Annotated in this window: 27 protein-coding genes; 19 read left to right on the forward strand and 8 right to left on the reverse strand. The window is 41.7% G+C overall.

Annotated elements, in window-relative coordinates:
* Positions 1-42: 42 nt before the first annotated feature.
* Both FTT85_RS00765 and FTT85_RS00770 read right to left on the reverse strand, forming a co-directional pair.
* Positions 43-1,884, reverse strand: coding sequence for a monovalent cation:proton antiporter-2 (CPA2) family protein (locus tag FTT85_RS00765; protein ID WP_180182597.1), 1,842 nt, complete (start codon positions 1,882-1,884; stop codon positions 43-45).
* Positions 1,885-1,963: 79 nt separating this feature from the next.
* On the reverse strand, positions 1,964-4,186 hold the full coding sequence (locus FTT85_RS00770; protein WP_180182598.1) for a primosomal protein N': 2,223 nt from the start codon (positions 4,184-4,186) through the stop codon (positions 1,964-1,966).
* 150 nt (positions 4,187-4,336) lie between these two features.
* Here FTT85_RS00770 and gspF point away from each other — a divergent pair, with 150 nt between their 5' ends.
* From gspF to FTT85_RS00790, 4 genes are all read left to right on the forward strand, one after another.
* Complete coding sequence (gspF, locus tag FTT85_RS00775; protein ID WP_180182599.1) at positions 4,337-5,542, forward strand: type II secretion system inner membrane protein GspF; 1,206 nt, start codon at positions 4,337-4,339, stop codon at positions 5,540-5,542.
* A 57-nt stretch (positions 5,543-5,599) separates the two neighbouring features.
* Positions 5,600-6,016 (forward strand): type II secretion system major pseudopilin GspG, encoded by a 417-nt coding sequence (gspG, locus tag FTT85_RS00780; RefSeq protein ID WP_373683025.1) that lies wholly within the window; start codon positions 5,600-5,602, stop codon positions 6,014-6,016.
* Between the two features lie 283 nt (positions 6,017-6,299).
* Positions 6,300-6,635, forward strand: coding sequence for a hypothetical protein (locus FTT85_RS00785; RefSeq protein WP_078189783.1), 336 nt, complete (start codon positions 6,300-6,302; stop codon positions 6,633-6,635).
* A 247-nt stretch (positions 6,636-6,882) separates the two neighbouring features.
* Positions 6,883-7,221 (forward strand): tRNA-binding protein, encoded by a 339-nt coding sequence (locus FTT85_RS00790; RefSeq protein ID WP_180182600.1) that lies wholly within the window; start codon positions 6,883-6,885, stop codon positions 7,219-7,221.
* Between the two features lie 85 nt (positions 7,222-7,306).
* Here the strand turns inward: FTT85_RS00790 and lnt are convergent, their stop codons facing one another.
* Positions 7,307-8,866 carry an apolipoprotein N-acyltransferase gene (lnt, locus tag FTT85_RS00795; RefSeq protein ID WP_078189782.1) on the reverse strand — a complete coding sequence of 520 codons (1,560 nt, stop codon included), beginning with the start codon at positions 8,864-8,866 and terminating at the stop codon, positions 7,307-7,309.
* Positions 8,863-9,702: an HlyC/CorC family transporter gene (locus FTT85_RS00800; protein WP_218955407.1), complete on the reverse strand. Its 840-nt coding sequence runs from the start codon at positions 9,700-9,702 to the stop codon at positions 8,863-8,865. The genes lnt and FTT85_RS00800 overlap by 4 nt, the downstream gene beginning before the upstream one ends.
* Positions 9,703-9,902: 200 nt before the next feature.
* Between FTT85_RS00800 and tusA the strand changes: the two genes are divergently transcribed.
* The 7 genes from tusA (at position 9,903) to FTT85_RS00835 (ending at position 15,538) form a co-directional block, all read left to right on the forward strand.
* Entirely contained in the window at positions 9,903-10,160 is a 258-nt protein-coding gene (gene tusA, locus FTT85_RS00805; protein ID WP_078189780.1) for a sulfurtransferase TusA, read from the forward strand.
* Between the two features lie 133 nt (positions 10,161-10,293).
* Positions 10,294-13,152 carry a type VI secretion system Vgr family protein gene (locus tag FTT85_RS00810; protein ID WP_180182601.1) on the forward strand — a complete coding sequence of 953 codons (2,859 nt, stop codon included), beginning with the start codon at positions 10,294-10,296 and terminating at the stop codon, positions 13,150-13,152.
* Positions 13,153-13,806: a type VI secretion system amidase effector protein Tae4 gene (locus FTT85_RS00815; RefSeq protein WP_180108805.1), complete on the forward strand. Its 654-nt coding sequence runs from the start codon at positions 13,153-13,155 to the stop codon at positions 13,804-13,806.
* Entirely contained in the window at positions 13,803-14,171 is a 369-nt protein-coding gene (locus tag FTT85_RS00820) for a hypothetical protein (protein WP_180182602.1), read from the forward strand. Before FTT85_RS00815 ends, FTT85_RS00820 begins: the two co-directional genes overlap by 4 nt.
* A 238-nt stretch (positions 14,172-14,409) precedes the next feature.
* Entirely contained in the window at positions 14,410-14,805 is a 396-nt protein-coding gene (locus FTT85_RS00825) for a transposase family protein (protein WP_180182603.1), read from the forward strand.
* On the forward strand, positions 14,753-15,229 hold the full coding sequence (locus FTT85_RS18530; RefSeq protein WP_218955408.1) for a transposase family protein: 477 nt from the start codon (positions 14,753-14,755) through the stop codon (positions 15,227-15,229). The genes FTT85_RS00825 and FTT85_RS18530 overlap by 53 nt, the downstream gene beginning before the upstream one ends.
* Positions 15,230-15,298: 69 nt before the next feature.
* A complete protein-coding gene (locus FTT85_RS00835) occupies positions 15,299-15,538 on the forward strand; it encodes a hypothetical protein (protein WP_180182604.1) in 240 nt (79 codons plus the stop codon).
* A gap of 138 nt (positions 15,539-15,676) precedes the next feature.
* Here FTT85_RS00835 and FTT85_RS00840 read toward each other — a convergent pair whose 3' ends face one another.
* Positions 15,677-17,389 (reverse strand): electron transfer flavoprotein-ubiquinone oxidoreductase, encoded by a 1,713-nt coding sequence (locus FTT85_RS00840; protein ID WP_180182605.1) that lies wholly within the window; start codon positions 17,387-17,389, stop codon positions 15,677-15,679.
* 194 nt (positions 17,390-17,583) lie between these two features.
* Here FTT85_RS00840 and FTT85_RS00845 point away from each other — a divergent pair, with 194 nt between their 5' ends.
* The 5 genes from FTT85_RS00845 to FTT85_RS00865 all read left to right on the forward strand — a co-directional run bounded on the left by FTT85_RS00845 (position 17,584) and on the right by FTT85_RS00865 (position 22,024).
* On the forward strand, positions 17,584-18,192 hold the full coding sequence (locus FTT85_RS00845) for a DUF1285 domain-containing protein (protein WP_180163312.1): 609 nt from the start codon (positions 17,584-17,586) through the stop codon (positions 18,190-18,192).
* A gap of 48 nt (positions 18,193-18,240) precedes the next feature.
* Positions 18,241-19,128 carry a glutamate racemase gene (gene murI, locus FTT85_RS00850; protein WP_180182606.1) on the forward strand — a complete coding sequence of 296 codons (888 nt, stop codon included), beginning with the start codon at positions 18,241-18,243 and terminating at the stop codon, positions 19,126-19,128.
* 122 nt (positions 19,129-19,250) lie between these two features.
* A complete protein-coding gene (locus FTT85_RS00855; RefSeq protein ID WP_180113590.1) occupies positions 19,251-20,279 on the forward strand; it encodes a DUF4062 domain-containing protein in 1,029 nt (342 codons plus the stop codon).
* A gap of 65 nt (positions 20,280-20,344) precedes the next feature.
* Positions 20,345-21,367 carry a ferrochelatase gene (gene hemH / locus FTT85_RS00860; protein ID WP_180089037.1) on the forward strand — a complete coding sequence of 341 codons (1,023 nt, stop codon included), beginning with the start codon at positions 20,345-20,347 and terminating at the stop codon, positions 21,365-21,367.
* A 12-nt stretch (positions 21,368-21,379) separates the two neighbouring features.
* Complete coding sequence (locus tag FTT85_RS00865) at positions 21,380-22,024, forward strand: MBL fold metallo-hydrolase (RefSeq protein ID WP_180089036.1); 645 nt, start codon at positions 21,380-21,382, stop codon at positions 22,022-22,024.
* A 95-nt stretch (positions 22,025-22,119) separates the two neighbouring features.
* Here the strand turns inward: FTT85_RS00865 and FTT85_RS00870 are convergent, their stop codons facing one another.
* Complete coding sequence (locus tag FTT85_RS00870; protein WP_078189771.1) at positions 22,120-22,305, reverse strand: DNA gyrase inhibitor YacG; 186 nt, start codon at positions 22,303-22,305, stop codon at positions 22,120-22,122.
* An 83-nt stretch (positions 22,306-22,388) separates the two neighbouring features.
* On the opposite strand from FTT85_RS00870, the gene FTT85_RS00875 reads away from it, so the two are divergent.
* The 3 genes from FTT85_RS00875 to FTT85_RS00885 all read left to right on the forward strand — a co-directional run bounded on the left by FTT85_RS00875 (position 22,389) and on the right by FTT85_RS00885 (position 24,735).
* A complete protein-coding gene (locus FTT85_RS00875; RefSeq protein WP_180021202.1) occupies positions 22,389-23,039 on the forward strand; it encodes an SAM-dependent methyltransferase in 651 nt (216 codons plus the stop codon).
* Positions 23,040-23,045: 6 nt separating this feature from the next.
* On the forward strand, positions 23,046-24,251 hold the full coding sequence (locus tag FTT85_RS00880) for a TIGR03862 family flavoprotein (RefSeq protein WP_180182607.1): 1,206 nt from the start codon (positions 23,046-23,048) through the stop codon (positions 24,249-24,251).
* Positions 24,252-24,357: 106 nt separating this feature from the next.
* Positions 24,358-24,735, forward strand: a complete 378-nt coding sequence (locus tag FTT85_RS00885) for a GFA family protein (RefSeq protein WP_180182608.1) — start codon at positions 24,358-24,360, stop codon at positions 24,733-24,735.
* A 139-nt stretch (positions 24,736-24,874) separates the two neighbouring features.
* Here the strand turns inward: FTT85_RS00885 and FTT85_RS00890 are convergent, their stop codons facing one another.
* Both FTT85_RS00890 and FTT85_RS00895 read right to left on the reverse strand, forming a co-directional pair.
* Complete coding sequence (locus tag FTT85_RS00890; RefSeq protein WP_180182635.1) at positions 24,875-25,444, reverse strand: hypothetical protein; 570 nt, start codon at positions 25,442-25,444, stop codon at positions 24,875-24,877.
* 15 nt (positions 25,445-25,459) lie between these two features.
* A complete protein-coding gene (locus FTT85_RS00895; RefSeq protein WP_180105938.1) occupies positions 25,460-26,236 on the reverse strand; it encodes a class I SAM-dependent methyltransferase in 777 nt (258 codons plus the stop codon).
* Between the last annotated feature and the right edge of the window lie 110 nt (positions 26,237-26,346).

The following is a 26,346-nucleotide window of genomic DNA, read 5'->3' on the forward strand; positions in this document are numbered from 1 at the left end:
CCATAACCCTGCTTTAATGGTGACGATATTGTAAAACACAAGTCATTCATTATCATCTCTTGTGACATCAATACGATGACGTTGTAAGCTGCGTTGTAAATCAACACCTGTAGGTTTTTCACGGGCTTGCGCATCGCTTTCAAACAAATGTTCCAGTTCAGCTAAAGCGTTACGATGCGTTTCATAAATTTTTTGTTCATCGGTATAGATTTGCTGCTGTTGAGTCAGCAGTTTTTCATCATAATCACGGAACAATTCGATACTTTTATAGGCATCTTCATCGCTGATGCCTAAGTCGCACAGCATGTGATAGGCCATTCCTAAAGAGGATAAATAGGTTTCACGCCAAATATGCTCAATCCCCAAATCACGCAGCAGATGCACCTGATGACGGTCACGCGCACGGACCAATAATTTTAACTGAGGGTAATTCAGGCGAATATGACGCGCCACGTTCATCGAGTCTTCAATATCATCTATGGCAAGGACGAACACTTTGGCATGTTCAATGCCCGCAGCGCGTAAAATATCTGGTTGTGTGGCATCGCCATAATATAGATGACCACCATAATTACGTACGAAATCGACTTTGTCTAAGTTGCTATCAATGGCGGTAAAAGACAAATGCTGTAAATGCGCCACACGAGCAATGATTTGTCCAAAACGTCCAAAGCCCGCAATAATCACAGGATTATGTTCATCCGGAATGTCGTCATATTCGGGGATGGTTTTTGGATTAAAACGTGGCAAAATTTGTGATTGTATTAACCAGTACAACATAGGGGTCAACACCATCGACAAGGTGACGATGAGGGTTAATGGCTCCAAAATGGCTTGTTGTACGACATTTTCACTTTTCGCCACACTAAAGACCACAAAGGCAAATTCACCGCCTTGAGCCAAACAGCTTGCCAGTAAAATACTGTTGCGCCATGAATTTTTGAGATAACGTGCAATCGCGGTAACTGACACCATTTTGATGAGCATCAGTGCCAATGCACCACCGATAATGAACCATGGCATTTCAACGAATAATGACAGTTTCGTAGTCATGCCCACGGTCATAAAGAACAGACCAAGTAAAAGCCCTTTAAACGGAGCAATACTGGCCTCGAGTTCGTGGCGGAATTCTGAGTCCGCAAGTAACACACCTGTGAGGAATGCACCCAGTGTGGTACTGATGCCAAGTACATCCATCAACACCACGACACCCAGCACTATAAATAAGCCGACAGCGGTGATCAGTTCATGCGCGCCACTTTTCGCGACGAAGCGGAAAAAAGGTCGCATTAAGTAACGACTAAATAAAAATAAGCCTGAAAAAGTCGCAATGATTGCAGCGAAATAGGCGATTCCGTGATGTGATGATTCTGTCCCTGCGAGCAGGGGGATGACTGCAATCAGGGGAATCGCGGCCATATCTTGAAACAGCAAAATCGAAAAGGATTGTTGCCCATAGGTTGTGTTTAATTGCTGCTTCTCACTCAGCATCTGCAAGACAAAGGCAGTAGAAGAAAGAGCGAGAGCGAAACCGATAACGATACTGGCTGCAATGCCTTGTTGTAAGGCAAAAAAACTGCCTAGCGCTAAAACAAGACCGGTCAGACCGACTTGTAAACTCCCCATGCCGAAAATAGAACTACGCATACTCCATAGACGCTGTGGACGCAGTTCGAGGCCGATCAGGAACATCAGTAAGATCACGCCAAACTCAGCGAGATCTTGGATCGCTTGGGGATCACTGGCAATGTTAAAGACATCGGGGCCGAGCAAAATACCAGTGAACAGATATCCCAATACCGTTGCAATACCAAAGCGCTTGAGCAAAGGGACAAGCAATAAGGATGCGCCAAGGAAAATTGTGATCTGTAACAGTAGTGACATTTACTCGTCCTAGAGTTGTGTTTTTGGTCGAAAGTTGCAATTCAGTATGACTGATATTTTCAGACTGAATTGTACGCGTTTAACTGAGTTCCTGTGGGTCTATATCGAGGCTCAATTTCATATTTGATGGCTTGTTATGCAAGATGTTTTGCCACCAATAACGCAGATAATAATGTAAGCGCGCACGATCTGTAGACAGTAAAACCATGTGGGATTGGTAACGCCCTGCTTTGCGCTCCATCGGGGCAGGAATCGGCCCCCAAATATCAATAATTCCAGCAGAGTCCTGACGCAGCAATTGGGCATGTTGCTGTAAAAATTCAGTATTGAGTTCTTGGTTTTTGGACTCACAGCGCACCAATGCGGCATAGCGAAACGGTGGCATTTGTGCCATTTCCCGTTCTTTCATGGTTTCTTTGGCAAATTTTCGATAGTTCTCATTGACCAAAATATTCAAAAGCGGATGGTCGGGTCTTAATGTTTGTAGGAATACATCGCCTTTACGTTCGCCACGGCCGGCACGCCCTGTGACTTGCACAATGAGTTGAGCGGTACGTTCAATGGCACGGAAGTCCACACTCAGCAGACCTGAATCGATATCTAAAATCGCCACCAAGGTGACGTAAGGGAAATGATGTCCTTTGGCCAGCATTTGTGTACCGAGTAAAATGGCAGGTTCGCTTTTTTGAATCTTGTCATAGATTTTTTGCCAACTGCCGACTCGACTGGTGGAATCACGATCGACACGAATAACGTCATGCTGCGGAAATAGCTCATTTAGGCTTTCTTCAACTTTGGCTGTGCCCATCCCAATAGATTTGAGCTCCTGATGATTACACTGTGGACAGTGATCTGGCATACGATGAATGGTGCCGCAGTGATGACAATGTAAATGTTGATAAGGTGTGCGATGAACCGTGAAATTGGCATCACAGTGCGGACATTTGGCCTGCCATGCACAGCTTTCACAAATTAAAACCGGGGCATATCCTCGACGGTTTAAGAACACTAACACCTGTTCTTTTTTTTCTAGGCGCTTACGGATTTCACCAATTAATAATTGGCTAATTCCATGCTGTTTCTGTGCCACTTTCAAATCAAGGATGTGCATTTTCGGCATGACAGCGGTGCCTGCGCGTTGGTTTAGTTCCAAAATTGTCATCTTGCCTTGTTTGGCAAGGGCATAGCATTCAATACTAGGTGTGGCAGAGCCAAGAATGACAGGGCATTGTTCCAGATGCCCACGGAACAGAGCAACATCGCGTGCATGGTAGCGAAAGCCTTCTTGTTGTTTAAAGGACAGATCATGCTCTTCATCAATCACAATTAAACCTAGATTAGGCAGTGGCGTATAAATCGCAGAACGTGTGCCTAAGATAATTGAAGCCTTGCCCGTTTGCGCAGCTTGCCAAGCTTGCATACGTTTTGAATCGTTTAACCCCGAATGTAATAGGGCAATATTGCAATGAAAACGTGATTGGAAACGGCTGATGGTCTGTGGGGTAAGTCCAATTTCAGGCACTAAAACCAAGACTTGTTTGCCTTGCTTTAGAACCTCTTGCATGATTTGTAAATAGACTTCAGTTTTACCACTGCCAGTTAAGCCATCGAGCAGGAAGGCCTGATATTGATTCCGCGCTTTTAACACCCGATCAATGGCTTTCTTTTGCTCCGGATTCGCTGTGAGCGGCATTTGCGCCATGCTTATGGGCATTGGGCTAAAGTCCTGTTCCGCCAAGACACATTGGCAGATGCCTTTTTTCTCTAAGGCTTTGAGTGTTGCTGTTTCCACACCTGACAAATTTAAAAGATTTTCACCTGTGCCTGTGGGATGTAATTTTAGTATTTTATACGCTTCTTGCTGACGCTCTGAACGTTTAATTTTGGCTTCAGCATTATGGTCGATCAGATTCCATGTCCGTGCCAGTAAATTATAGGGCTTTCCTTGGCGTAACAGCGTCGGAAGGGCACTTTGCATCACTTCACCAATCGGAAATTGGTAATACTGTGCAGACCATGTCAATAAATTTAAAACTTTCTCATCTAAAATGGCACGATCATCAAGAAGTTCAGTAATGGCCTTGAGTTTAAAGCTTGAATCGAGTGGTGCATCGGGTGCAATTTTTTCCACGATGATGCCGGTCAAATTTTGCCGACCAAAAGATACAGCAACGCGTGCACCTACTTCAGCTTGTTGGTATTGCTCTTGGCTTAAGCTGTAATCGAAGCAGTCGTATAAATATACCGGAACGGCGACTCGAACGCGGTAAATAGGTGTTGCAATGCTCGCTGAATTTGCCATAAAACGTGGATAAGTTCCTGATTAAATTTCGTCGTGATCGTAAAGGAGTTGTGTTAGAGTGAGCTCATATTTTATATCTAAGAATATGAATGATTTTGATGGTCAGACGCAACTGCGCTGATAGAAATTTTGGAAAATTAGAGCATTACAATGCCTGCATATCAGTTTACTGCCATAGACGCTTCAGGGAAGCAGCAGAAGGGTGTACTTGAGGGTGATTCTGCGCGTCAAATTCGTCAACAGCTCAGAGATCAGTCACTTATTCCAGTTGCTGTCGATCCGATAGAGCAAAAAGACAAACACACGCAGCAGCGCTTGTTTCAAAAAGGGCTGAATGCCTATGACTTGGCTTTATTGACTCGCCAACTTTCAGTTTTGGTTGCCGCTGCAATTCCATTAGAAGAAGCGATTCGTGCTGTGGGAAAACAAAACGAAAAAGCCCATGTGCAAAACCTGTTGATGTCGGTGCGTTCTAAAGTTTTGGAAGGGCATTCTTTAGCCAACGCACTACAACAAGCGGGACGCTTTCCTGAACTGTATATTGCCACGATTGCAGCAGGTGAGCGTTCAGGTCATCTCGATCTCATTCTCGACCAACTTGCCGATTACACCGAAAACCGCTTTGCCATGCAAAAAAAAGTGCAGGGTGCGATGATTTATCCCATCATCCTGATGTTAATGTCTTTCGGTATTGTGATGGGACTCATGACCTATGTGGTCCCAGATATTGTCAAAACCTTTGACCAAAGCAAAGATGCCTTGCCGTGGATAACGGTCGCTTTAATGAAAGCCAGTGATTTTATTCGAATGGCCTGGCCATTTTTATTGGTCGGTAGCGTAGTCTCGATTTTTCTCTTGGTTCGATTCCTCAGAACAGCGGCGGGACATTATGCCTTTGACCGATTGACCTTGAAATTACCGTTATTTTCCAAACTGTCTAAAGGCATTAATGCCGCTCGTTTTGCCAGTACCTTGTCGATTTTAACCAAGTCTGGCGTGCCATTGGTCGATGCTTTAAAAATTGGCGCAGCGGTCAGTAATAATTGGGTGATTCGAGATTCGGTCAACCTTGCGGCAGAGAAAGTAACAGAAGGTGGTAATTTAGCAACACAGCTTGAGCGAAGTGGTTATTTCCCACTGATGATGGTACAAATGATCAAAAGTGGTGAAAGTTCAGGCGAATTAGACCGGATGCTAGAACGTGCGTCGACGATGCAAGACCGAGAAGTGACGACTTTAATTTCAACTTTATTGGCGTTGCTTGAACCGCTGATGTTGGTATTTATGGCGAGCATTGTACTGGTGATCGTGATTGCTGTGATGCTGCCAATCGTGAATATGAATAATATGATTTAAGACATTCGAACAATGATGTGAACAGAGATTTGTAACATGCAAGTGAAGACAAAAAATATGAAGCAACAAGGTTTTACTTTAATTGAAGTGATGGTGGTCATTGTCATTTTAGGTGTTTTGGCTGCGCTGATTGTACCGAACGTGATGGGCCGTGGTGAAAAAGCCAAAGTTGATACCACAGCAATTACTTTAAAAAGTGTCGCTGGCTCATTAGATCAATACAAAATGGATAATGGTAAATTCCCTTCAATGCAAGACGGTGGATTAAATGCTTTGGTCACTAAACCTGAGTCTGCTAAAAACTGGTTGCCGGGTGGCTATATCAAAGGTGGCTATCCAAAAGACAGTTGGGACAATGACATTCAATATGTGATCCCAGGTTCTGAAGGCCGTCCTTATGATCTTTATTCATTTGGTGCGGATGGTCAGTCTGGCGGTGAAGAAAATGATGCTGATATTTACTATAAACACTAACTGAGAATAATTATAAATTCAGTTTTAATGGAATTAATCACTTCACTTAATAGGATGTTTCAATATTGAGTGAAGTGATAATAAATCTTAATTATAAAATTAATATTAAGTTGTTGAATTTACTTTAAATTATATAATATAAAATATGTGATATTTATAATAAGAATTATTCCCAATTTTATTGATTACAATAATCGTAAAATATGAATAAATATAGGCTTTTCATTTAAATAAAACCGCGCATAATATCTTTTATGGTACTTTTTTAGCCATGGAGGATAGTATGAAAGCATTATTATTAACGGATGAAATTAACCAATTTCATTGGTCTATGCTGAAATCTGTTCTTTTGATTTTAAGTATTCTGCCGATCAGTCAAGGCATTGTGTATTTATGGCAAAGCACTGAGGGCAGTAGCCAAATTATGGTGGGCTTCTTTGCCATGAGCTTAATGAGTTCATTACTGGCTTTAAGTTTTTGGTCTGCATTAAAAGCGACTGTGGCAAATTTAAAACAAGAACATGCATCTGCCATTGAACAAATGGTTGTTCGTCTTTATCGATATATTCCAATGGTGTCTTTAGCTGCCATGCTTTCCTATTTAGTTACTCAGTTATAACCCCAAAATTAAACCTTCAAAACTGGAGCTTGCTCCAGTTTTTTTATGTCCCGTGCAAATGAACAGTTAGCTTACATCAAAGCGTACATCAATATGATGCGCATTCTAAGATTACTTTGCTTTGTCCATTTTGACGCATCGAATGTCTGTTTCACATATGGTCAGCCTGAATGAAATTTTTATAATCTTTAGATATCAGATCTTAGATAGTTAGATGAAGTACAACAAAGAAAAGAAAGAGGGAAAAATGCAACAGATCGATTGGCAAGATTTTGTGAAAGTTGAATTACGTGTGGGGAAAATTGTGCAGGCAGAAGTCTTTGAGCAAGCACGTAAACCCGCGTACATTCTCCATGTGGATTTTGGAGAGAAACTGGGCATTAAAAAGTCCAGTGCACAAATTACACAGCTGTATCAGCCGGAAAATCTATTGGGAAAATTGGTCGTTGCCGTCGTGAATTTTCCAAAAAAACAAATTGGTCCGATCCAGTCAGAGTGTTTGGTCACAGGCTTTCATAATGCAGAGGGGCATGTTGCTCTTTGTGTGCCTGATGCAGAGATTCCCCTCGGCACCAAGTTACTTTAAAAAAGCAGGGTGAACTGGCACCCTGAAAGTTTATCAATAAAAAAACCGAGCCAAAGCTCGGTTTTTTTGATCTTTTGTAGCGGAATTAACGGCGTGATTTAAAAGAAATATCAACTTTACGCGGGCGATAAATCCAACCGAGAACCAATAACAAGAATGAGAAAATCAACACAGGCCAATCACTTAAGCGTGTGTAAAGTGTCTCGCCTTGCATGGCAGGTAAATCACCACGAAGTACCGCATCTTTATCCATCGGTGCTTGTTTCACAATGTGACCATTATGATCAATAAAGGCGGTAATGCCGGTATTGGTTGCACGGATAAACCAACGGCCATTTTCTTTGGCACGCATTTGAACCATTTGTAGGTGCTGATGTGGGCTCGCTGTTCCAGTAAACCATGCGTCATTGGAAATAGTCACTAGGTAGTCACTTTGACTGGCATTACGGCGCGTTAAGTTAGGATAAGCCACTTCATAGCAAATCGCCGCACCTAAATCATGACCTTTAACATTCAAAGGCTTTTGGTTGTTTGCACCACGTGAAAAGCCACTCATCGACGGGTCATTTTGTAGGGCAGGTAGTACCCAACTTAACATCCCTGAAAGCGGAATGTATTCACCAAAGGGTACCAGACGTTGCTTCTTGTATAGACCAGAAGATTCATCACCAGTTGCCATGATGGTGTTGTAATACATAGGGTGTTGGTTTTGCTGTGATTCTGCCAAGTCCCAATAGGGGATACCTGTCACCCAAGCCGTCCCTGTTTTATTGGCTTGGACTTTCATCGCATCCAGAAACGGCTCAATATCGGTTTGGAACATTGGAATGGAGGATTCTGGCCAAACAATGACATCACGGCCCCATTCGGTCCGACTTAATGACGCATATTTCATTAAGGTTTGAGCTTGGTATTCTGTTAACCATTTTAAATCTTGTGGAATATTGCCTTGAATTAAGGAAACACTCAGCGGTTTTTCATTTTTAGGCTGAACAAATTGCAATTGCGCTGCACCCCAGGCACCGAGCAAAACAAGGGCAGAGGGAACAATCCAAAAGATGCGTTTACGCAGGATTTCAACCAAGGCGCAGGCCAATACAATGACCGCAAAAGATACCCCAAAGATCCCGAATAATGGCGCATAGCCATCGAGGAATCGTTCAGTAAAGGCATAACCTGCAAACAGCCATGGAAAACCGGTAAAGACCCAAGTTTTACTCCACTCGAAAAACACCCACAGTGGCGCAAAGGTCAGTGGTGTTTCTGGAAAGAAGCGGCGGTAGAGCCAACTCTGAACTGCGGTAAACAGCCCCATCACAATTGCCATAATGGCAATCATCAAAACACTGAGTGCTGAATTGGTATCACCATAGACATGGATTGAGGTATATAGCCAAAAAGCCCCGACAAACCATAAGCCGAAGCCATAAGCTAGACCAATGAAAAACGATTGTTTAGGTGCACGTTGACTTAGGCAGGCATACAACAGGGCTGGAGATAAAATTGCCAACCACCAATAATGATAAGGTGCCAGCGACAAGCTGAAGATGGCACCTGAAAATAATGCAATCAGCAAAGGATAGATGAAAGGTAGCTGTTTTTTTTGTTGTGAGTGGTTTAGCAGCTTATCAAAGTAGGTTCTCATTTACGGACAGCTCGGATCAGATGAATGGTACGTGCATCTGCCTCTAAAATGGTAAACTCCCAGTTTTCAAGTTCAATCACTTGACCTTGTAAATCACTGACTAAGCCCATTTCTTGTAGCAGTAAGCCGCCCACAGTTTCTACTTCATCATCTGAAAAATCAGCATCTAAAAGATTGTTAAAGTGTTCAATTGGTGTAAGTGCTTGAACCAACCATGTATTTGCGCTCAGCGGGTCTTCATCTGGAATGATAAATTGAGCTTCTTCATCGACTTTGTCGTGTTCGTCTTCAATTTCACCTACAATTTCTTCAAGAATATCTTCTAAAGTCACTAAACCTGAAGTTGTACCATATTCATCAATCACTACAGCGATATGGGTTTGGGTATTTTTTAACATACGTAAAACTTGGTCAGAACGCGCGCTCTCGGGTACAAATAAGGCTTGACGCATTAATGCACGAATATCGACTTTGCTGGTCGGTTCTGTCAAAAATGGCAACAAATCTTTGGCCAACAAAATACCGACAACATTGTCTGGCTGGTCTGAGGAAAAGACTGGGAAACGTGAGTGTGCAGATTCAACAAGTACATGCAAAATATCTAATAGCTCATCATCTTCTTGCAAGCTGATCATCGCAGTACGGGGGGTCATGACCTCGCGGATTTTAGTTGCAGGTAAGTCGAGTACCCCTTCGAGCATGGCAACTGTATCGGGTTCTAAGAAGCGACGTGAATCTTGTACCAATTTCAACAGTTCGTCACGGGTTTCTGGTGCAGTGCCCAGCCATTTACGTAAGCCGCGCATGCCCCACGACGGGCCGGATTCCTCTTGCATGATCTTTCCTAAAGACTCTTAATATCTAATAAATGATGATTTTATCATACCGTAGAAAATACAGTTGTCTATTGTTAATGTTGATCTAGATGATGAGCGATCAAGTCATTTTAAGACGCTATCGTTTGCATTTTTCAAGCTAACATTCGGTCGTCAGGATTATGCTAAAATAGCCCTAGATTTTAATACTGAGTTTTCTAATGTCTGAGCCTTCTGTGCCCCCATCAATTCAATTAAACACCCGTGGCTTACGTTGCCCTGAGCCTGTGATGATGTTGCATCAAGCCATTCGTAAATCAAAATCGGGTGATATTGTTGAGGTTTTTGCAACAGATAATTCGACCTCTTGGGATATTCCGAAATTTTGTATGCATTTAGGTCATGAGCTTTTGCTTCAAGAAGAACGTCTTGATGAAAATGGAAATAAAGAATTCCATTATTTGGTTCAGAAAGGTTAATTTAAGAGATTGTAAAAAATAATAATTATTAAGATGTTACATTTTTATTAATAAAATAGGCTGGTCAAGTCTGATGGCTAGCCTATATCATTCGCAGCATAATTATACAAAGTTTAAAAAACAGACTTTTAAAATGTTAAATTCGATTGCTCTTATACTTGAAAAATTAGGCTTATCCGCTCAAAAACGTGCCATTCATGTGCAATTTTCCAACCCTGCGTTGAATGATGAGCTTTTTATTCAACGTATTGATGGGGAGCATGTCTTAAACCAAGGCCTGCAAGCGACTTTGATTTGCCTATCTACTAATGCACTTATTCCACTAAAACAATTTATTGGCGCACAAGTCGCTGTTGATCAAGTGACCGATCAGGGCGAACTCTTCCGTACCACGGGTATTATTACCGAAGCGACCCAAGGGCAGAGTGACGGTTCACTCACCCTATATAAACTCACTCTAGAAGACGCAACGTCGCTATGGCATAAACGCCGCAACAGCCGTGTGTTTATGAACAAATCGGTACGAGATGTCAGTGAAACTCTCTTTAAAGAATGGCAAAGCAAAAGTCCGCTCTTTGCTGCCAGTCTAACGCTAGATCTAAGCGGTTTAAGCCAAAACTATGATGTTCGGCCCTTCATCATGCAGTCGAATGAAAGCGATTATGAATTTTTAACGCGACTTTGGCGCAGTGAGGGTATCAACTGGCTCATCGATGAAGTGCAGCTGAAAGTGCCGCATTCCTCAGCGCCAATTGAAAAACAAAAACTCCGCCTGATTGATGACAATAGCCAATATCAAGCACTCAGCCGTCGTAGTATCCGCTTTCATCGCTCTAGTGCCACAGAAAAACAAGACAGCATCACCAGCTTGATCGGTGAACGTAGCATTCAGCCGACTGCGGTACACATACAGCGCTGGCAAGCCGATGGACTTAGTCAAGAAGAAGGCGCAGGTTCAGTTCAAAGCAAACATCAGCATAGCCAAAGCCAAGACAATGCCAGCTTAAGTCTAGAACAAGCATGGCATGTCAGCCCTGCATGGATGCAAGACCTAAAAGGCGAAGACCAAGCTACGGCTTCATCCAACAGTCAAATTGAAAAACTGAATCAAAACCTAACGCGCTATCATGAGCTGCAATCGAAAAAATTCAATGCACAATCGACCGTGCGTGATACACAAGTGGGTTATTGGTTTGAACTGAATGAACACCCTGAAATTGATCAACACAGTGGTACAGACAAACAATTTTTAATCACAGAAAAAAAATTCTATAACCAAAATAACTTACCCAAAGACCTTACTGAACAAGTCAATCAACTGATTGAACAAAGTCAGTGGAACATTAAACCGATCCATGAACAGGCCGAGCGTCAGGCCAATCAGCTCACATTACAACGCCGCAATATTGCGACGGTTCCTGAATATAACCCACTCGAACACCGTCCAAGCACCCATCCGCAACGGGCTAAAGTTGTCGGGCCAAGTGGTGAAGAAATACATGTCGATGAATGGGGGCGTATCAAAGTCCGCTTCTTATTTACCCGTGGTGATGACCACAGCCATGATGGCGGTGCAGGCAGTAATGACAATGATACGGACTCTGCATGGGTAGATGTGCTTACCCCATGGGCCGGTGAAGGCTATGGTGCACGTTTCTTACCACGTATTAATGAAATCGTGGTCATCGATTTCTTTGACGGTAACATCGACCGACCATTTGTGGTGGGGCGCATACATGAAGCACAGCGCAGTCCAACCCAATTTGATAGTAAAGGCAAACTGCCAGACACCAAAAAACTGGCTGGAATAAAAAGTAAGGAAGTCCAAGGTGAAGGCTTTGGACAACTACGCTTTGATGACACGACTGGACAAATCTCAACACAATTACAAAGTACCCATGGTGCCACTCAGCTCAACCTCGGTAACCTTAGTCATCCCAAAGAAACCGCAGAAAGTGCAGGGCGAGGTGAAGGCTTTGAACTGAGAACAGACCAATGGGGCGCAGTACGTGCAGGACAGGGGCTACTTGTCAGCACACACCCACAACAACAAGCAGCAGCAATGCACCTCGACGCACAAGCTGCAAAAGAACAAATCGAAGCCAACTTAAACAGCAGCAAAGCCTTAAGTGAAGTGGCGAATAATCAACAAACTGACCCACTTGAAGTCTTAGATAACCTAAAAAACTTCCTTAGCCAAATCGAAAAAGGTAGTAAAGAAAAAGCTGATGCCTTTAAACAAGCCTTAATGATTTTATCTGCACCAAACTCAATTGCTGTAAGTAGTCAGGAAGATATTCATCTTTCAGCAGATGGGCAGATCAGCCAAAGTGCGGGCGAGAGCATCAATATCAGCAGTCAAAAATCCGTAATTGCCCATGCACAAAGCAAGATCAGTCTATTTGCAGCACAAGAAGGATTACGTGCGTATGCGGGCAAAGGCAAAGTTGAAATCCAAGCTCAAGGAGATGGGGCAGATTTGATTGCACGAAAGGGTATTCAAATTATTTCCACGGAAGATAAAGTTGAAATCAAAGCGAGCAAAAAAATTGTTTTAGTTGCGGGTGGTAGCCAGATTGAGATTAGCAGTGCGGGTGTATTGCCTACAACTAGCGGTAAGTTTGAAGTGAAGGCAGGGCAACATAAGTTTGTGGGGGGGCAAAGTTCACAGAATAATTTATTCACTTTGCCGAATTTAACAAATTTTACTTTAAAGAAAAAAATTAAAAAAATTTATTGGAGTTATGGTGAAAACGAAAACCGTATTGGAGAATCTTCAAGATTTTATACTGATGTCAATTTACATATAGAAACTGAAAATTATGCTGATGGTGAAACTGTTACTGTAAAAGTTAAAAACCCAGTGTATGAAAAAATCAGTAATCAAAATGAATTTTTAGAATTTCAAGCAACTATCAAAAATGGTGCAGCAAAAATTAAAAATATTTTAAAGAATGAAAAATCATTAATTTTGAATGAAGAGTTACTTTAAATGGCTATCGAAGCAGAAGTAGACGGTGTTATATCAGAACCCTTAAAAGTTAATAGACCAAGATGGTCAGATATGTCTGTCAACTATCCAAACAATACTATTCAGAAAGAAACCTTGTATCCGCAAATCTCGAAAGCTTTGGGTAGAGAGATAAATAATGATGCCTATGCAAATACATGTGCATTAAGAATGAGTGCTGGCTTAATACGATCAGGAGTACAACTACCGAGAGCACCATCTAAAGGAGGCACAATTATTGGTGACGATGGAAAGAACTATTGGATACGTGTCAGAGATTTAAAAGCTTATTTATATACGCTTTTTAAAAAGCCAGATATATCAGTAGAATTACCAAAGCTTTCATCTATTAACCCATATGTGCCAGAAGAGTTAGATCACCGTTTAGATTTTGTAAGAAATAATATAATTGAAAAAATTAAAAATAAGAATGGAATTATTGTTTTTGAGGTAACTGGATGGCGTGATGCAACTGGTCATTTTACATTATGGGAGGGAGGAGAAGATGGTAGGGGATTGCTTTACTCATCAATTGATCAAAATGATCCAGAATCAGCTGTATATTATTTTTGGATGGTTGCAACCGAAGTTAATAATGGCATAACACAAAAAGTGGATTTTTGGGAATTAAAATGAGATATATTATTTTGTTTTTTTTGATTTTTAATGTAATTGAAGTTCAGGCTAAAAGGTTATCTGATATTGAATCATTAAAAGCTTATACTTTGATGAAATGTTTGCAATATAATCAATCTGATTTAGTTTCAGGTAAAGATTTTTCTTATTATAGTTTTGAATTTGTGAAAAATGAAAGATTGGAATTTGAGGAAATTCAGCTAATAGATAATTATGTTTATGAACGTGTAAAGAGTTATCGTGAAAATGAAATATTTTTAAAAAATGATGTTTTACCAAAAAAAGGGAATGATTTATTTTACCAGTGCTATTTGTTTAGTGAGTCTAAAGATTTAAATAAATTAATTGGAAAATATATTAATTAGTTTTGATATTTTTTGATGGAGAGGATTAGATTTTTTGCGTAACAAAGCCACTCTATATAAATAGAATTTTTGTTTGGTTTGTTTTATAAAAAATTCAGATATTTTTTCTTGAATATAATTGGAATTTGATTATTTTTTTTAGTTTTGATATTAAGCCTCTTTCATAAATCAAAAAACGATCAGTCTCTTGCTGATTATTTGTACCGAAGAATTTTAAATATTCATGCATAATCTGCGGATGAAATATATCGATTCAAAGAAGCTTTCTGAAACACAGTTTAAGCGATACACCGGCATATCATGGTCAACCTTTGATTTAATGGTTGAACAACTGAAAATGCATGTTCCTGCTAAAGGTAGACCAACTAAATTGAGCATAAAAGATCAAATCCTTCTGTGCTTAAGTTATTGGCGCGAATACCGAACCTTGTTCCATGTTGCAACAAGTTATGGTGTGTCAGAGCCGACTGCTTCAAGAATTGTCCGTCATGTAGAGGACTGCCTGATCAAGTCCAATTTATTTAATTTACCGAAGCATTTGCCTGAGGGCGAAGGCATCGACTGGAACGTGGTGATTGTTGATGCCACAGAAATTCCAATACAAAGACCTAAAAAAACAGAAGAAAAGCTATAGTGGCAAAAAGAAGGCACATACTTTCAAAGTCCAGGCCATCATTCATTATAGAACTCAGCAAATTCTGAGTTTATGCACTGATCGTGGTGCTGTACATGATTTCGAACTCTTCAAACGAAACTTACATCAGATTCCGGCAGGTACCTTTATCCTTGCAGATAAAGGCTATCAAGGGATTTATGCAATGTATCCAAATAGCTTGTTGCCATTAAAAGCAAAAAAGCGCTGTAAATTGGATCCTGAACTAAAAATCTATAATCAAGAAATCAACAAAAGAAGAATTGGGGTTGAGCATGTATTTGGTAGTTTAAAAACTTTCAAAATCCTTGCCGAGCGATATCGTAATCGAGGAAAAAGACTGGGCTTAAGATTCAATTTAATTGCGGGAATCTATAATTTAGAGCTGAGCAAAAATGAATTATGAAAGAAGTCTATTTAAATCTTATTTTTAAATTATCTTTTACTTTTTGTTTTTCTTAATCTTTTTGGCTGTATGTCGGAGATAAAAATAAATCCTGATTATTTCAATCCGGCTTTTTTAAATAAATACTATGAACAGGTGATTGAAATTGAAAAAGTAAATTTGGTAGGTGAAGTGGTGGTTGTTACTGATTTAAAAGATGACTCTGGAATTAAGGTTGCAAAGATCGGTGAAGATGAATATTTTTATGAGAATACAATAAAAATTTATGGGATACCAAAAAAAAAACAGGTAAATATCATGTTGAATTGAGAGGGTATTATAGAGCTGGTGTTGGTGGGTCTTCTTTAAAATTTAATAAAAAGTATGATTTAGTGATTAATGATAAATAGTTTTCATACTACATAAATAAACCCGCATTAAGCGGGTTTATTTTTATCTCAAAAGAGATTACATGTTAGGGTAATTAGGACCACCACCACCCTCAGGTGTTACCCAAGTAATGTTTTGAGAAGGATCTTTGATGTCACACGTCTTACAGTGCACACAGTTTGCCGCGTTAATTTGGAAACGCTTAGAACCGTCATTCTCTTCCATAATTTCATAAACACCGGCAGGGCAGTAGCGCTGAGCAGGCTCATCCCATTTTGGTAAGTTCACATTTACAGGAATAGAAGCATCTGTCAATTTCAAGTGAGCAGGTTGGTTCTCTTCATGTACCGTATTTGATACGAATACTGAAGACAAACGGTCAAATGTAATTTTACCATCTGGTTTTGGATAATTCGGTTTGAAGTTCGCAGCATCGACAGCTTTTAAAGCGCTGAAGTCGGGCTGTAAGTCATGCAGCGTGAACGGCACTTTAAAGATGTTTTGATCAACAAAGTTGAACGCACCACCCATCCATTGACCAAACTTATGCATAGCAGGGCCGAAGTTACGAGAGTTATATAACTCTTCTTTCAACCAACTGTTGTTAAACTTGTCTGTGTACGTAGTTAACTCTTTAGCGAAGAAGTCTTCACCTTCAGTCACACGTGCAATGGCAAGGTCACCACCTTTTTCCACACCCGCAGCAATCGCTTCAAATACAGCTTCACCGCACAGCATGCCTGATTTCATTGCTGTATGAGAGCCTTTGATTTTCGCAAAGTTTAGGAAACCTGCGTCATCACCAATTAAGCTACCACCTGGGAAAGTGAATTTAGGTAGTGAGTTGAAGCCACCTTTTACAACCGCACGTGCGCCATAAGAAATACGCTTACCACCCTCAAGATATTGCTTGATCAGTGGATGTGTTTTCCAACGCTGCATTTCCATAAATGGATACATGTGTGGATTGGTGTATGACAAGTCAACGATCATGCCCAAAGTCACTTGGTTGTTCTCAGCGTGGTATAGCCACCAACCGCCTGAAGAACCTGTTTCATTTAAAGGCCAACCTGCACCGTGCATCACCAAACCTGGCTTGTGTTTAGCAGGATCGATTTCCCAAAGTTCTTTAATACCAATACCGTAATGTTGCGGATCAGCATCTTTATCTAAGTTGAACTGAGCAATCAGACGTTTACCTAAGTGACCACGACAGCCTTCAGCAAATAATGTGTATTTGGCATGAAGTTCATAGCCAGGAGTAAAGTTATGCGTTGGTTCGCCATCTTTACCAATACCCATGTCGCCAGTCTGAATACCTTTCACAGTCCCGTCTTCATGGTAAAGAATTTCAGATGCTGCAAAGCCTGGGAAAATAGACACTTCTAATTCTTCAGCTTTAGCACCCAACCAACGAACCACGTTACCTAACGAAATAACATAGTTACCATCGTTATGCATGGTTTTTGGTACCATCCAATGCGGTGCTTCTTGTGATTTTTCATCAGACAATAAGAAGAAGGTTTTATCTTCAGTCACAGGCACATTTAACGGTGCGCCTTGTTCTTTCCAATCTGGGAACAATTCATTCATCGCGCGGGGTTCAAGCACAGCACCCGATAGAATATGCGCACCTACTTCGGAGCCCTTTTCCACGACACAAACGGACAGATCGTTTAGGTTATTTTCAATTGCAAGTTGACGAATTTTAATCGCAGCAGATAGGCCGGCAGGACCTGCACCGACGATAACTACGTCAAACTCCATCGATTCACGTTCGATGTGTTCCATGTAGGACTCCTCATATTTCGGAAGGTGGCATCCATTCAATTCATTTAAATGGTGCTGCCATGAGTGTTCTTAATGCCCAGACACAATTTTTCTATCGTGTCTTTGATATTGTGGGCTAGTATAGTTTTAAACCGAGTTCTAGCCAATTGGCTGAATCATATTATTTTTCCGTCACTAAGGTATTTATTAGGCGGATGAAGCAGCAATTGAACGAAAACCCGACGAAAAAATTCATTAATAGGGATGATAGAAATTTAATGAACATTGCACAATACTTAAAAGATGGACAGTCCGGTCACAAAAGGTCAATCCCCCCATTAGATCAATGGCATCCAAAGCATTGTGGTGCAATGGATCTGAAGGTTTTAGCCAATGGAGAATGGTGGCACGATGGTCAATTGATCAAACGCCAAGCGCTTATTGACTTGTTCTCGACAGTACTATGGAAAGAAGACAGCAAGTTCTATTTAAAGACCCCAGTCGAGCAGATTGAAATACAGGTAGAAGATGAGCCTTTATTTGTTAATCAAGTCGATACGCTTGAGCTAGAAAACAAGCGCTATATCCAGTTTACGACCACAACACAAGACGTGATTGTTGTGGATGATGAACATCCTATTTTTATGCGTGAATATCAAGGTGAATTGCGCCCCTATGTACATGTGCGTTTTGGAATTAATGCACTGATCCAGCGTGCTGCATTCTTTCATTTGGTTGAGATGGGTGAACTGCTTGAAAATGAAAAAGGTGAATCCATTTTAGTGTTACAAAGTGGTGATTTGCGCTTGCAATTAGGCACCTGAGGTTTAAGCTTTCCACCTTGTCATTCTGAACAATATATAAGTGACCCTATGACCGCCATTCATCCCATTTACCCCTTAAATGTACCCATGCCAAAAGCGACTGCTGATGCGCCTATTGGGGTATTTGACTCAGGTATTGGTGGTTTGTCTGTTGCGTTGGAAATTGCACGTTATTTACCGAATGAACGGATTGTTTATTTTGCAGATACGGCACATGTCCCTTATGGCCCGCGTCAAGATCAGGACATCCGTGAATTGACTGCACATGCGATTGAGTGGTTATACCGTCAGGGGTGTAAAGTCGCGGTGGTGGCATGCAATACGGCATCGGCATTTAGTTTGGATTATTTGCGTGAACACTACGGTGAGAACTTTCCAATTATTGGCTTGGTTCCGGCCTTAAAACCTGCGGTATTACAGACCAAAAGTAAAACCGTGGCTGTTCTCGCAACGCCTGCGACTTTTCGGGGTAAATTAATCAAAGATGTCATGCAGCGATTTGCTGAACCTGCAGGGGTCAATGTTCTGACTGTTACCAGTTTGGAATTAGTACCCTTTGTAGAAGCAGGTGCACAGATGAGTGAGGCTTGTCTTAACACATTAACTGAGGTTTTACAGCCAGTTGTAAATCAAGGTGCAGATTTTTTAGTGCTTGGATGTACACATTACCCCTTCCTAAAATCGGCAATTCAGTATATTTTTGGTCAGAAGCTGACATTAATTGACTCAGGATTTGCGGTTGCACGACAAACAGCCCAAATTTTGATTAAAAATGAGTTATTATTTGAGCATAACCGCCAAGATTCACTGCGTATCGAATGTTATGTCAGTGGAAATAATGCGGAAAACTTAACACCTGTGGTAGCACGCTTAATTCAAGATGATCAAATCACTTGGAAAATCTGCAATATTCAGGCGGCAAGTTTAGAATTTTAATCATTGTGATTGAACGATTTTAGATAAAACAATTTAAATCTATTTGGGGTAGTCATGCTGTATGTTTCAGCAACCACTTTTTTGAGTGCTGGATATAGCGTGCAACGGGAAGAGGATCTCTAATGCTCGATAAGCGTTATCAAGTATTCATTTCCACATCTGGCAGTGAAATGCAGCCAGAACGGATCATATTGGCACAGACTCTTGTAGGGATGGGTTTTTTCTCTTGGGGGTTGGAACAGCGCACACCATTAAGTACGGCTTTTGCGCGTCGTCAAATTGATGACTGTGATTATGTGGTGATCTTACTGGGTAGTCAGTATGGCGAGCAGTCTGTTTCAGGTGTGGGTTATATGCACCTTGAATATATTTATGCAGTGACGAAACAAAAGCCGGTCATTGTGTTTATGCATGAAGATCCAAATTCACGTGATCTTTCTTTGCATGATGAAAAGCCTGAGCTACGTGAAAAATTCAAAGACTTTCGTAAGCTATTGCAAAATGAAGTGGATCAAGTCTTTAGCTATCGAACCTTGCGTGATTTAGAAATGGCAGTGCGATTGAACATGCCGCAAATGCTAGAGCGCTATCCTGTTTCAGGTTGGGTTCGTCCGCAAAATACCCAAGCTTTACATGATGAAATTGATCGTTTAAAAGCCCAGTTAGTTCAACTCGAAACAGAGTCGGGAAAACGCGAAGTTGATCCATTCCTATCTTTACCAAAAGTGTCGATGCATGAACTATTTTCATTTGAATACCGCATGCACGCTTATCAAGATGGTAATTTCAAAGAATTAAAAGTACAGAAGAAAATGACGTGGGCGCAGCTCTTGTCGATTTTAGGCGCAACCTTTGTTAATCCAACCCCTGAAGAATTCTTCTCTAAACGAATGAATGAGTTTTTGAATGAAACAGGTTTGGATGATGCACGTATTGAGATGCCACGTGCACATGCGGTTGCGCGGGCACAAGTGAATATTCGTGCTTTACACAGCATTAAAAGCCAGATGCGGCAGAATGACTGGATTGTGCCCAATGGCCGAGATGACCGTCAGCGGATGTTGTGGCAAGTGACAAGTAAAGGTCAAAAATTACTAGAAAGTAATTTGCTAGATAATGATCGAGTTTTTCAATTTAAATCTGCATATTAATCTATTTTATTAAATAGATAAAAAGCTGCTACATTAGCGTCATTCAAATTGATGGAATAAGCGTAATGTTGCCTGCCGAAAAAGCTAAAGTCACCATTATTCTGGCAAATCTAGGTACGCCTGATGCGCCAACTGTACCCGCAGTGCGTCGTTTTCTGCAACAGTTTTTATCTGATCAGCGTGTCATTGAAATTCCAAAACCGATTTGGCAATTGATTTTGCGTTTGTTCATTTTGCCATTTCGACCAAAGCGTGTGGCGCATGCCTATGAAATGGTTTGGGGCAATGATTCGCCTATGCGTGAAATATTGTTGGCGCAAGTTGACGCTGTAAAAGCACATTTAACTCAAGCGTATCCAGAGTTTGAACTGAAGGTGATTCCTGCCATGACCTATGGCAACCCAGGCATTCATGCAGCTTTAGATCAATTGGCGCAGCAGCCACAAGACCACATCGTCCTGTTTCCGCTATTTCCACAATATTCAGCAACATCGACTGCACCGCTATATGATGCGATCGCACAATGGATTCCGCAGCAACGCAATTTGCCGGGCTTGAGTATTATTCGTGATTACTATCAGCACCCGCTATTTATTCAAGCTTTAGCGCAAAGTGTGCGTGATTATCAAGCGGAGCATGGGGTCGCGGATAAGTTATTGATGTCTTTTCATGGCATTCCACAGCCTTATGCAGACAAGGGTGATCCCTATGCTGACCGTTGCCGTGTAACAGGACATTTAGTCGCGCAAGCGCTTGGTTTAACTGAAGATCAATATGAAATCAGTTTCCAATCGCGCTTTGGTAAGCAAGAATGGGTGAAACCTTATACTGATGCCACTTTGGACGCATGGGGCAAACAAGGCGTGAAATCGGTACAGGTTATGAGCCCTGCATTTTCAGCGGATTGTTTGGAAACGCTAGAAGAGTTGGCGCTGCAAAATGCTGAAATTTTCCAAGCTGCAGGCGGTGGTGAATATGGTTATATTCCTGCATTAAACGCGCGGGATGATCATGTCGCATTGCTCAATTTATTACTTCAAGCTAATCTTGATGCCTTAAAGCAAACATTAGCCCATTCATCGCCTTGAGGTTTTCGCCCTATGTTGCAAGTTAAAATCGTGCCCGTTACGGCATTTCAACAAAACTGTTCCATTGTTTGGGACTCTGAGTCGAAAGAAGCGGTCTTGATTGATGCAGGGGGAGAGCCTGAAAAATTAAAAGCCGAAGTTGAAGCGCTCGGTTTAACGGTCAAAGCCTTGTGGTTAACGCATGGCCATTTAGACCATGCAGGTGCGGTTGGGGCATTAACCCAAGCTTGGAATGTTCCAGTGATTGGCCCGCATAAAGAAGATGCGTTTTGGTTGGACATGATTCAGGAGGTTTCTGCGAAATACGGTTTCCCGATCCCTGAAAATGTCCATGTGACCCAATGGTTGGAAGGCGGCGAAACCTTGAAGCTGGGTGCAGAAGAGTTTGAAGTTCGTTTTGCACCGGGGCATACACCAGGTCATGTCATGTTCTATAACGCAAAATATGCCGTGCTTTGGACGGGGGATGTGTTATTTAAAGGCTCGATAGGCCGGACAGATTTTCCACGCGGTAACCATCAACAATTACTCGACTCCATTCAGCGTGAATGTTTTAGCTTGCCAGATGACACCCAGTTTATTTCAGGGCATGGTCCAATGAGTACCATTGGTTATGAAAAACAACATAACCCTTTCGTTGCTAGTAAAGCGGGTTAAGCAACAAGATTGAGAAACTTAAATTAACAAAAAAAGGAATCCACACGGATTCCTTTTTTTATTTACCTAAATAATAGGTTTATGCACTTGAGTCCTTAGAATTGGTCTTCTTCACGGCCACCATCGGCCTGAGGTGCATCTTGTGTCGGCAGACGATATTCATCATTGGCCCATGCACCGAGATCAATCAATTTACAACGATCTGAGCAAAACGGGCGATATTCATTATTTTCCCAAGTCGTCAATGCGCCGCAGCGTGGACAATTCATGGTGGTGGGCATGCTTAACTCCAGCAAAAACGGATGATTCAATTAGGCAAATACAGTCGCAGTTGTTAGACTTATGCCGTTCTGTTTAGTTTGATCTGTTTATGCCTATTCGTCAATTTCAAGCGCAGCGTATGCGAGCTCCCCGTGATTTTCAGCCGATTGATTCCACACCGATTTGTGTGGAAATTGGGGCTGGTAAAGGTAAACATGCATTATTGTTTTCAGCCAATCACCCTGAATTTCAATTGATTGCTGTTGAGCGTACACGTGAAAAATTTGTGGCAATGCAAAAGCAGCATCAACTTGAAGGGCAAAGCAATTTAACTCCAATTCATGCTGATGCATTACCTTGGGTAGTACATGCCTTACATCCTGCGCAAGTACAGCAATTCTTTATTTTGTATCCAAACCCTGAACCGCATAATCCTGCACAGCGCTGGTTAAATATGCCGTTTTTTGAATTTCTATTGTCACGTTTGCAGCCGGGTGGTCAGATTACCTTGGCGAGTAATATTCCTGAATACATTGAGGAAGCGCAGCAACAGTTAATCGATGTTTGGAAGCTACCTTTTGTTAAAGAACGCATTGCAGAGACTTCAGCACGTACACACTTTGAGATTAAATATCTAGAACGTGGTGAACTCTGTCAGCAGCTAATCATTACCAAGCCTGTAGATTACACCACACGTTTTGATGATTTTCAGCCGCTACAAGGTATTCAACCCACCGAAGCATCTGCGGAATAATCGGGCATGACTCAGCGTATTGCAATCATTGGGGCAGGTCCTGCGGGATTGATGGCAGCGGAAGTGCTTAGCCAATTTGACTATGACATTCATGTTTATGAGCAAAAACCATCGGCAGCCCGTAAATTTCTAATGGCGGGCAAGACGGGGCTGAATATTTCGCATGCAGAACCCGTTGAGCAATTTGTACAGCGCTATGATCAAGTGGAATGGCTGAGTCCATGGGTTAAGCAGTGGGATGCAGCATGGATTCAACAATGGATGATGGGGCTGGGCATTGAAACCTATATAGGTTCATCTGGTCGGGTCTTTCCTATTGAAATGAAAGCTGCGCCTTTGCTTCGTGCCTGGTTAAAACGCCTCAGTTTAGACGGGGTGCAGTTTCATTATCGACATCAAGTTTTGGATTTACGCTCTAATCAGCTAACGATTCAAAACCTTGTTGATGGATCAAGCCAAGCGTTTGGCTTTGATGCGATTATTATGGCATGTGGGGCTGTGTCTTGGTCACGTTTAGGCAGTGATGGCGCATGGCAAAAATGGCTGCAGCCTGAGTGTATTGAAGCTTTTCAGGCCAGTAATGCCGGTGTGGAACGCGTTTGGTCGAAGTTTATGCAGCCCGTGTTTGGACAGCCTTTAAAGCGGGTCAATGCATGGGTCGAGCAAGCCGAGCCGACCCAAGGCGATATCATCATTTCACACTATGGACTGGAAAGTGGATTGATCTACAAACAAGGTCGAGCACTGCGTCAACAGGTGAAATCTGCTAAGCCCATGCAGCTGACTTTGGACTTATTGCCAGATCAAAGTGTTGAGCAATTGGCAAAGAAACTACAGCCTTCGAAGAAGCAGTCTTTAACCAATGTTTGGCGTAAAGCCGGTTTAGATTCGGCGAAAGCTGCGCTGGTCCGTGAACTGGTGGATAAATCTTTGTGGCATGAGCCGGCCTTACTAGCAGCGAAAATTAAACATTTAGATATTCACCTTGATGGATTTCGCCCGATAGATGAGGCGATTAGCTGCGCAGGTGGTGTGAAGCGTTCAGTCCTTAATGATGGCTTACAATTGAAGAGCAATCCTGCAGTATTTGCTTGCGGTGAAATGTTGGATTGGGATGCACCTACAGGAGGCTATTTGCTAACAGCATGCCTTGCAACCGGTCGAGCAGCGGGTGAAGGTGTTCAAAACTATCTGGTTTCTTTGCAGAGCTAAGCGCTTCAAATTGTCACAATCTTGCTGAGGAGTTGTGATATTTTGAGATGAAATTCTTCTAAGAAAGACCACTATGCGCGTACAATAACAATATACCGGAAGCTGCTTGTGTGGAGCGGTCTGCTATGAAATTAATGGTCCGATCGGTGAGATCGTGCAATGTCATTGTTCTCGGTGCAGAAAAGCCAATGGTACGGCATTTGCGACCAATGCTCCAATAGCCAAAGCAGATTTCAAAATTGTGTCGGGTGAACAGGTATTGAAAAAGTTTCAATCTTCACCAACCACACAGCGTTGTTTTTGTGGGGAATGTGGTTCACCAATTATGAGTATTAAAACCGATACCCCGGATTACTATCGCTTACGTATAGGAACACTGGATACACCCATACAGCAAGTACCAGTCTGCCATATATTCGTCAGCTCAAAAGCAGAATGGGACAGTATTCATGATGATTTACCACAATATGCTGAACGACCATAGCGAAAATCAAGATTGAGCAATAACATCAAGGGCATGGATGTGCCCTTGATGTTGAGTTTATTTTGTGTCTTTTAGCTCGTGTTACCTTCTCATTCATCCATGTTGAATTTGGGTGCATAGATTGCAACAGGGTGGATGATTAGGGTTGTCGAGTTTTTTGTAGTTCAGGATATTGTTCTTGCCAATGTCCCAATTGTTCTTGAGCATGAATAAACTGACCGAGACCTTTGACACTATCACTAGGATTTTTCAACTCACCATCGGCTGTTTGATTTTTCTCACGATAAATTTGTGATTGATTGTCCCAGTACTGGTACATCAAGCCTCGAATGTAACGGCCTTGTTCAGTTTTCATTTCGAGTTCTTTGAGCATATTCAGTGCTGACTGGATGTTGTCACGCTTACGCTGTGTAGCAAATTCATCAGTGAGTTTGCCTTCCTCACGCAGTTTCATCAGCTCATCTTCCATCTCATCGCTAATTTGACTAAAGCTCTCGTCATATTGCGTCAGTAGCGTTAAGTCGTGTAGATCATCTGGGGTCTTGGCAAAGTTTTTAATAGGATCACTATTTAGCTCTTTCATGATTTGATCGTCGGAACTGATTTCACTATTTTGTTCCACCGTTTTAGATGATTTTTCACATGCAGTGAGTCCTAGCACCGTACCCATGAAGAAGACGACACTGAATTTTTTAAAAGAGATTGGCATGAGCATAATCGTGTCCTAATGTGTTTTTCTAAAGATATAGACATGCGTGATATACGGAAAATCAATGAAATCCTGTGCAGTCTTTTGGGTTGATTCAGCCACGATATTTTCAAATTGTTGTTTCAGTTTTTGTTGTTCATCCGTGCTTAACGCTGCAATAAAACTGGTGGACAATAATCGTTTGGAAACCACGTGTTCCACTGTACCATGATGCAATTGTTGAAAGGTCGTTTCGGCAATTAATTTAAATGTTTGCTGCTGTTCAAACACTTTTTGCCATTGCCCACTATGATAACGTGGTGTGTCACCTTCGAGTTCACTCAAGACATCAGCGAGTTGTTTGACCCAATTGACTTGAATATCACGTTGGTTCCAAATCAATACAAGATCCCCATTGGGAACTAAGATACGACTGATTTCATTGAGGGTTTCAGGGGTGGCAAACCAATGAAAAGATTGGGCACAAAATACCGCTGCCACAGAATGATCATGCAGTGGAATCTGATCACTTTGGGCGGCTAAAGTTGCAATATGCGGATGTTTTTTCTGCAATTGTTGCAGCATTTCATGCACAGGTTCGATCGCGGTGATATTTTCACTGAGTGGGCGAATATACTCGAGAAATTTGCCTGTACCTGAGCCTAAGTCCACCAGATGGGCTTGAGGGGCTAAAGCTAAATGTTGTTGTAGCCACGCACTGATTTCAATCGGGTAGTCAGGACGGGCTTGTTGATAGAGTTCAGCTGCAGAGCTAAAGCCTTGTTGTGCGGCAGGATGTATTGAATGTGTCATATTCTGCACTTTTTAATCTGTATGGCCTCTATAAAATAGCATATTCGGAACAAGATAAACTTTGAATGCAACAAGGAAGGAAAAGCGTGACGCAACAAGGACTGGAGCAA

This window comes from Acinetobacter sp. YH01020 (genome assembly GCF_013420275.1).
In the GTDB taxonomy this organism is placed as follows: domain Bacteria; phylum Pseudomonadota; class Gammaproteobacteria; order Pseudomonadales; family Moraxellaceae; genus Acinetobacter; species Acinetobacter amyesii.

Excerpts from the sequence above, each read along its gene's own strand:
- hemH (WP_180089037.1), top strand. The coding sequence starts at position 20,345 with ATGTTGCCTGCCGAAAAAGCTAAAGTCACCATTATTCTGGCAAATCTA.
- FTT85_RS00895 (WP_180105938.1), bottom strand. The coding sequence starts at position 26,236 with ATGACACATTCAATACATCCTGCCGCACAACAAGGCTTTAGCTCTGCA.
- FTT85_RS00790 (WP_180182600.1), top strand. The coding sequence starts at position 6,883 with ATGCAACAGATCGATTGGCAAGATTTTGTGAAAGTTGAATTACGTGTG.
- FTT85_RS18530 (WP_218955408.1), top strand. The coding sequence starts at position 14,753 with ATGCCACAGAAATTCCAATACAAAGACCTAAAAAAACAGAAGAAAAGC.
- FTT85_RS00840 (WP_180182605.1), bottom strand. The coding sequence starts at position 17,389 with ATGGAACACATCGAACGTGAATCGATGGAGTTTGACGTAGTTATCGTC.
- FTT85_RS00820 (WP_180182602.1), top strand. The coding sequence starts at position 13,803 with ATGAGATATATTATTTTGTTTTTTTTGATTTTTAATGTAATTGAAGTT.
- FTT85_RS00765 (WP_180182597.1), bottom strand. The coding sequence starts at position 1,884 with ATGTCACTACTGTTACAGATCACAATTTTCCTTGGCGCATCCTTATTG.
- FTT85_RS00770 (WP_180182598.1), bottom strand. The coding sequence starts at position 4,186 with ATGGCAAATTCAGCGAGCATTGCAACACCTATTTACCGCGTTCGAGTC.
- FTT85_RS00855 (WP_180113590.1), top strand. The coding sequence starts at position 19,251 with ATGCTCGATAAGCGTTATCAAGTATTCATTTCCACATCTGGCAGTGAA.
- FTT85_RS00785 (WP_078189783.1), top strand. The coding sequence starts at position 6,300 with ATGAAAGCATTATTATTAACGGATGAAATTAACCAATTTCATTGGTCT.
- FTT85_RS00825 (WP_180182603.1), top strand. The coding sequence starts at position 14,410 with ATGAAATATATCGATTCAAAGAAGCTTTCTGAAACACAGTTTAAGCGA.
- FTT85_RS00870 (WP_078189771.1), bottom strand. The coding sequence starts at position 22,305 with ATGCCCACCACCATGAATTGTCCACGCTGCGGCGCATTGACGACTTGG.
- tusA (WP_078189780.1), top strand. The coding sequence starts at position 9,903 with ATGTCTGAGCCTTCTGTGCCCCCATCAATTCAATTAAACACCCGTGGC.
- FTT85_RS00890 (WP_180182635.1), bottom strand. The coding sequence starts at position 25,444 with ATGCCAATCTCTTTTAAAAAATTCAGTGTCGTCTTCTTCATGGGTACG.
- gspG (WP_373683025.1), top strand. The coding sequence starts at position 5,600 with ATGAAGCAACAAGGTTTTACTTTAATTGAAGTGATGGTGGTCATTGTC.
- FTT85_RS00810 (WP_180182601.1), top strand. The coding sequence starts at position 10,294 with ATGTTAAATTCGATTGCTCTTATACTTGAAAAATTAGGCTTATCCGCT.
- FTT85_RS00880 (WP_180182607.1), top strand. The coding sequence starts at position 23,046 with ATGACTCAGCGTATTGCAATCATTGGGGCAGGTCCTGCGGGATTGATG.
- FTT85_RS00800 (WP_218955407.1), bottom strand. The coding sequence starts at position 9,702 with ATGCAAGAGGAATCCGGCCCGTCGTGGGGCATGCGCGGCTTACGTAAA.
- gspF (WP_180182599.1), top strand. The coding sequence starts at position 4,337 with ATGCCTGCATATCAGTTTACTGCCATAGACGCTTCAGGGAAGCAGCAG.
- lnt (WP_078189782.1), bottom strand. The coding sequence starts at position 8,866 with ATGAGAACCTACTTTGATAAGCTGCTAAACCACTCACAACAAAAAAAA.
- FTT85_RS00835 (WP_180182604.1), top strand. The coding sequence starts at position 15,299 with ATGTCGGAGATAAAAATAAATCCTGATTATTTCAATCCGGCTTTTTTA.
- FTT85_RS00815 (WP_180108805.1), top strand. The coding sequence starts at position 13,153 with ATGGCTATCGAAGCAGAAGTAGACGGTGTTATATCAGAACCCTTAAAA.
- FTT85_RS00865 (WP_180089036.1), top strand. The coding sequence starts at position 21,380 with ATGTTGCAAGTTAAAATCGTGCCCGTTACGGCATTTCAACAAAACTGT.
- FTT85_RS00845 (WP_180163312.1), top strand. The coding sequence starts at position 17,584 with ATGAAGCAGCAATTGAACGAAAACCCGACGAAAAAATTCATTAATAGG.
- murI (WP_180182606.1), top strand. The coding sequence starts at position 18,241 with ATGACCGCCATTCATCCCATTTACCCCTTAAATGTACCCATGCCAAAA.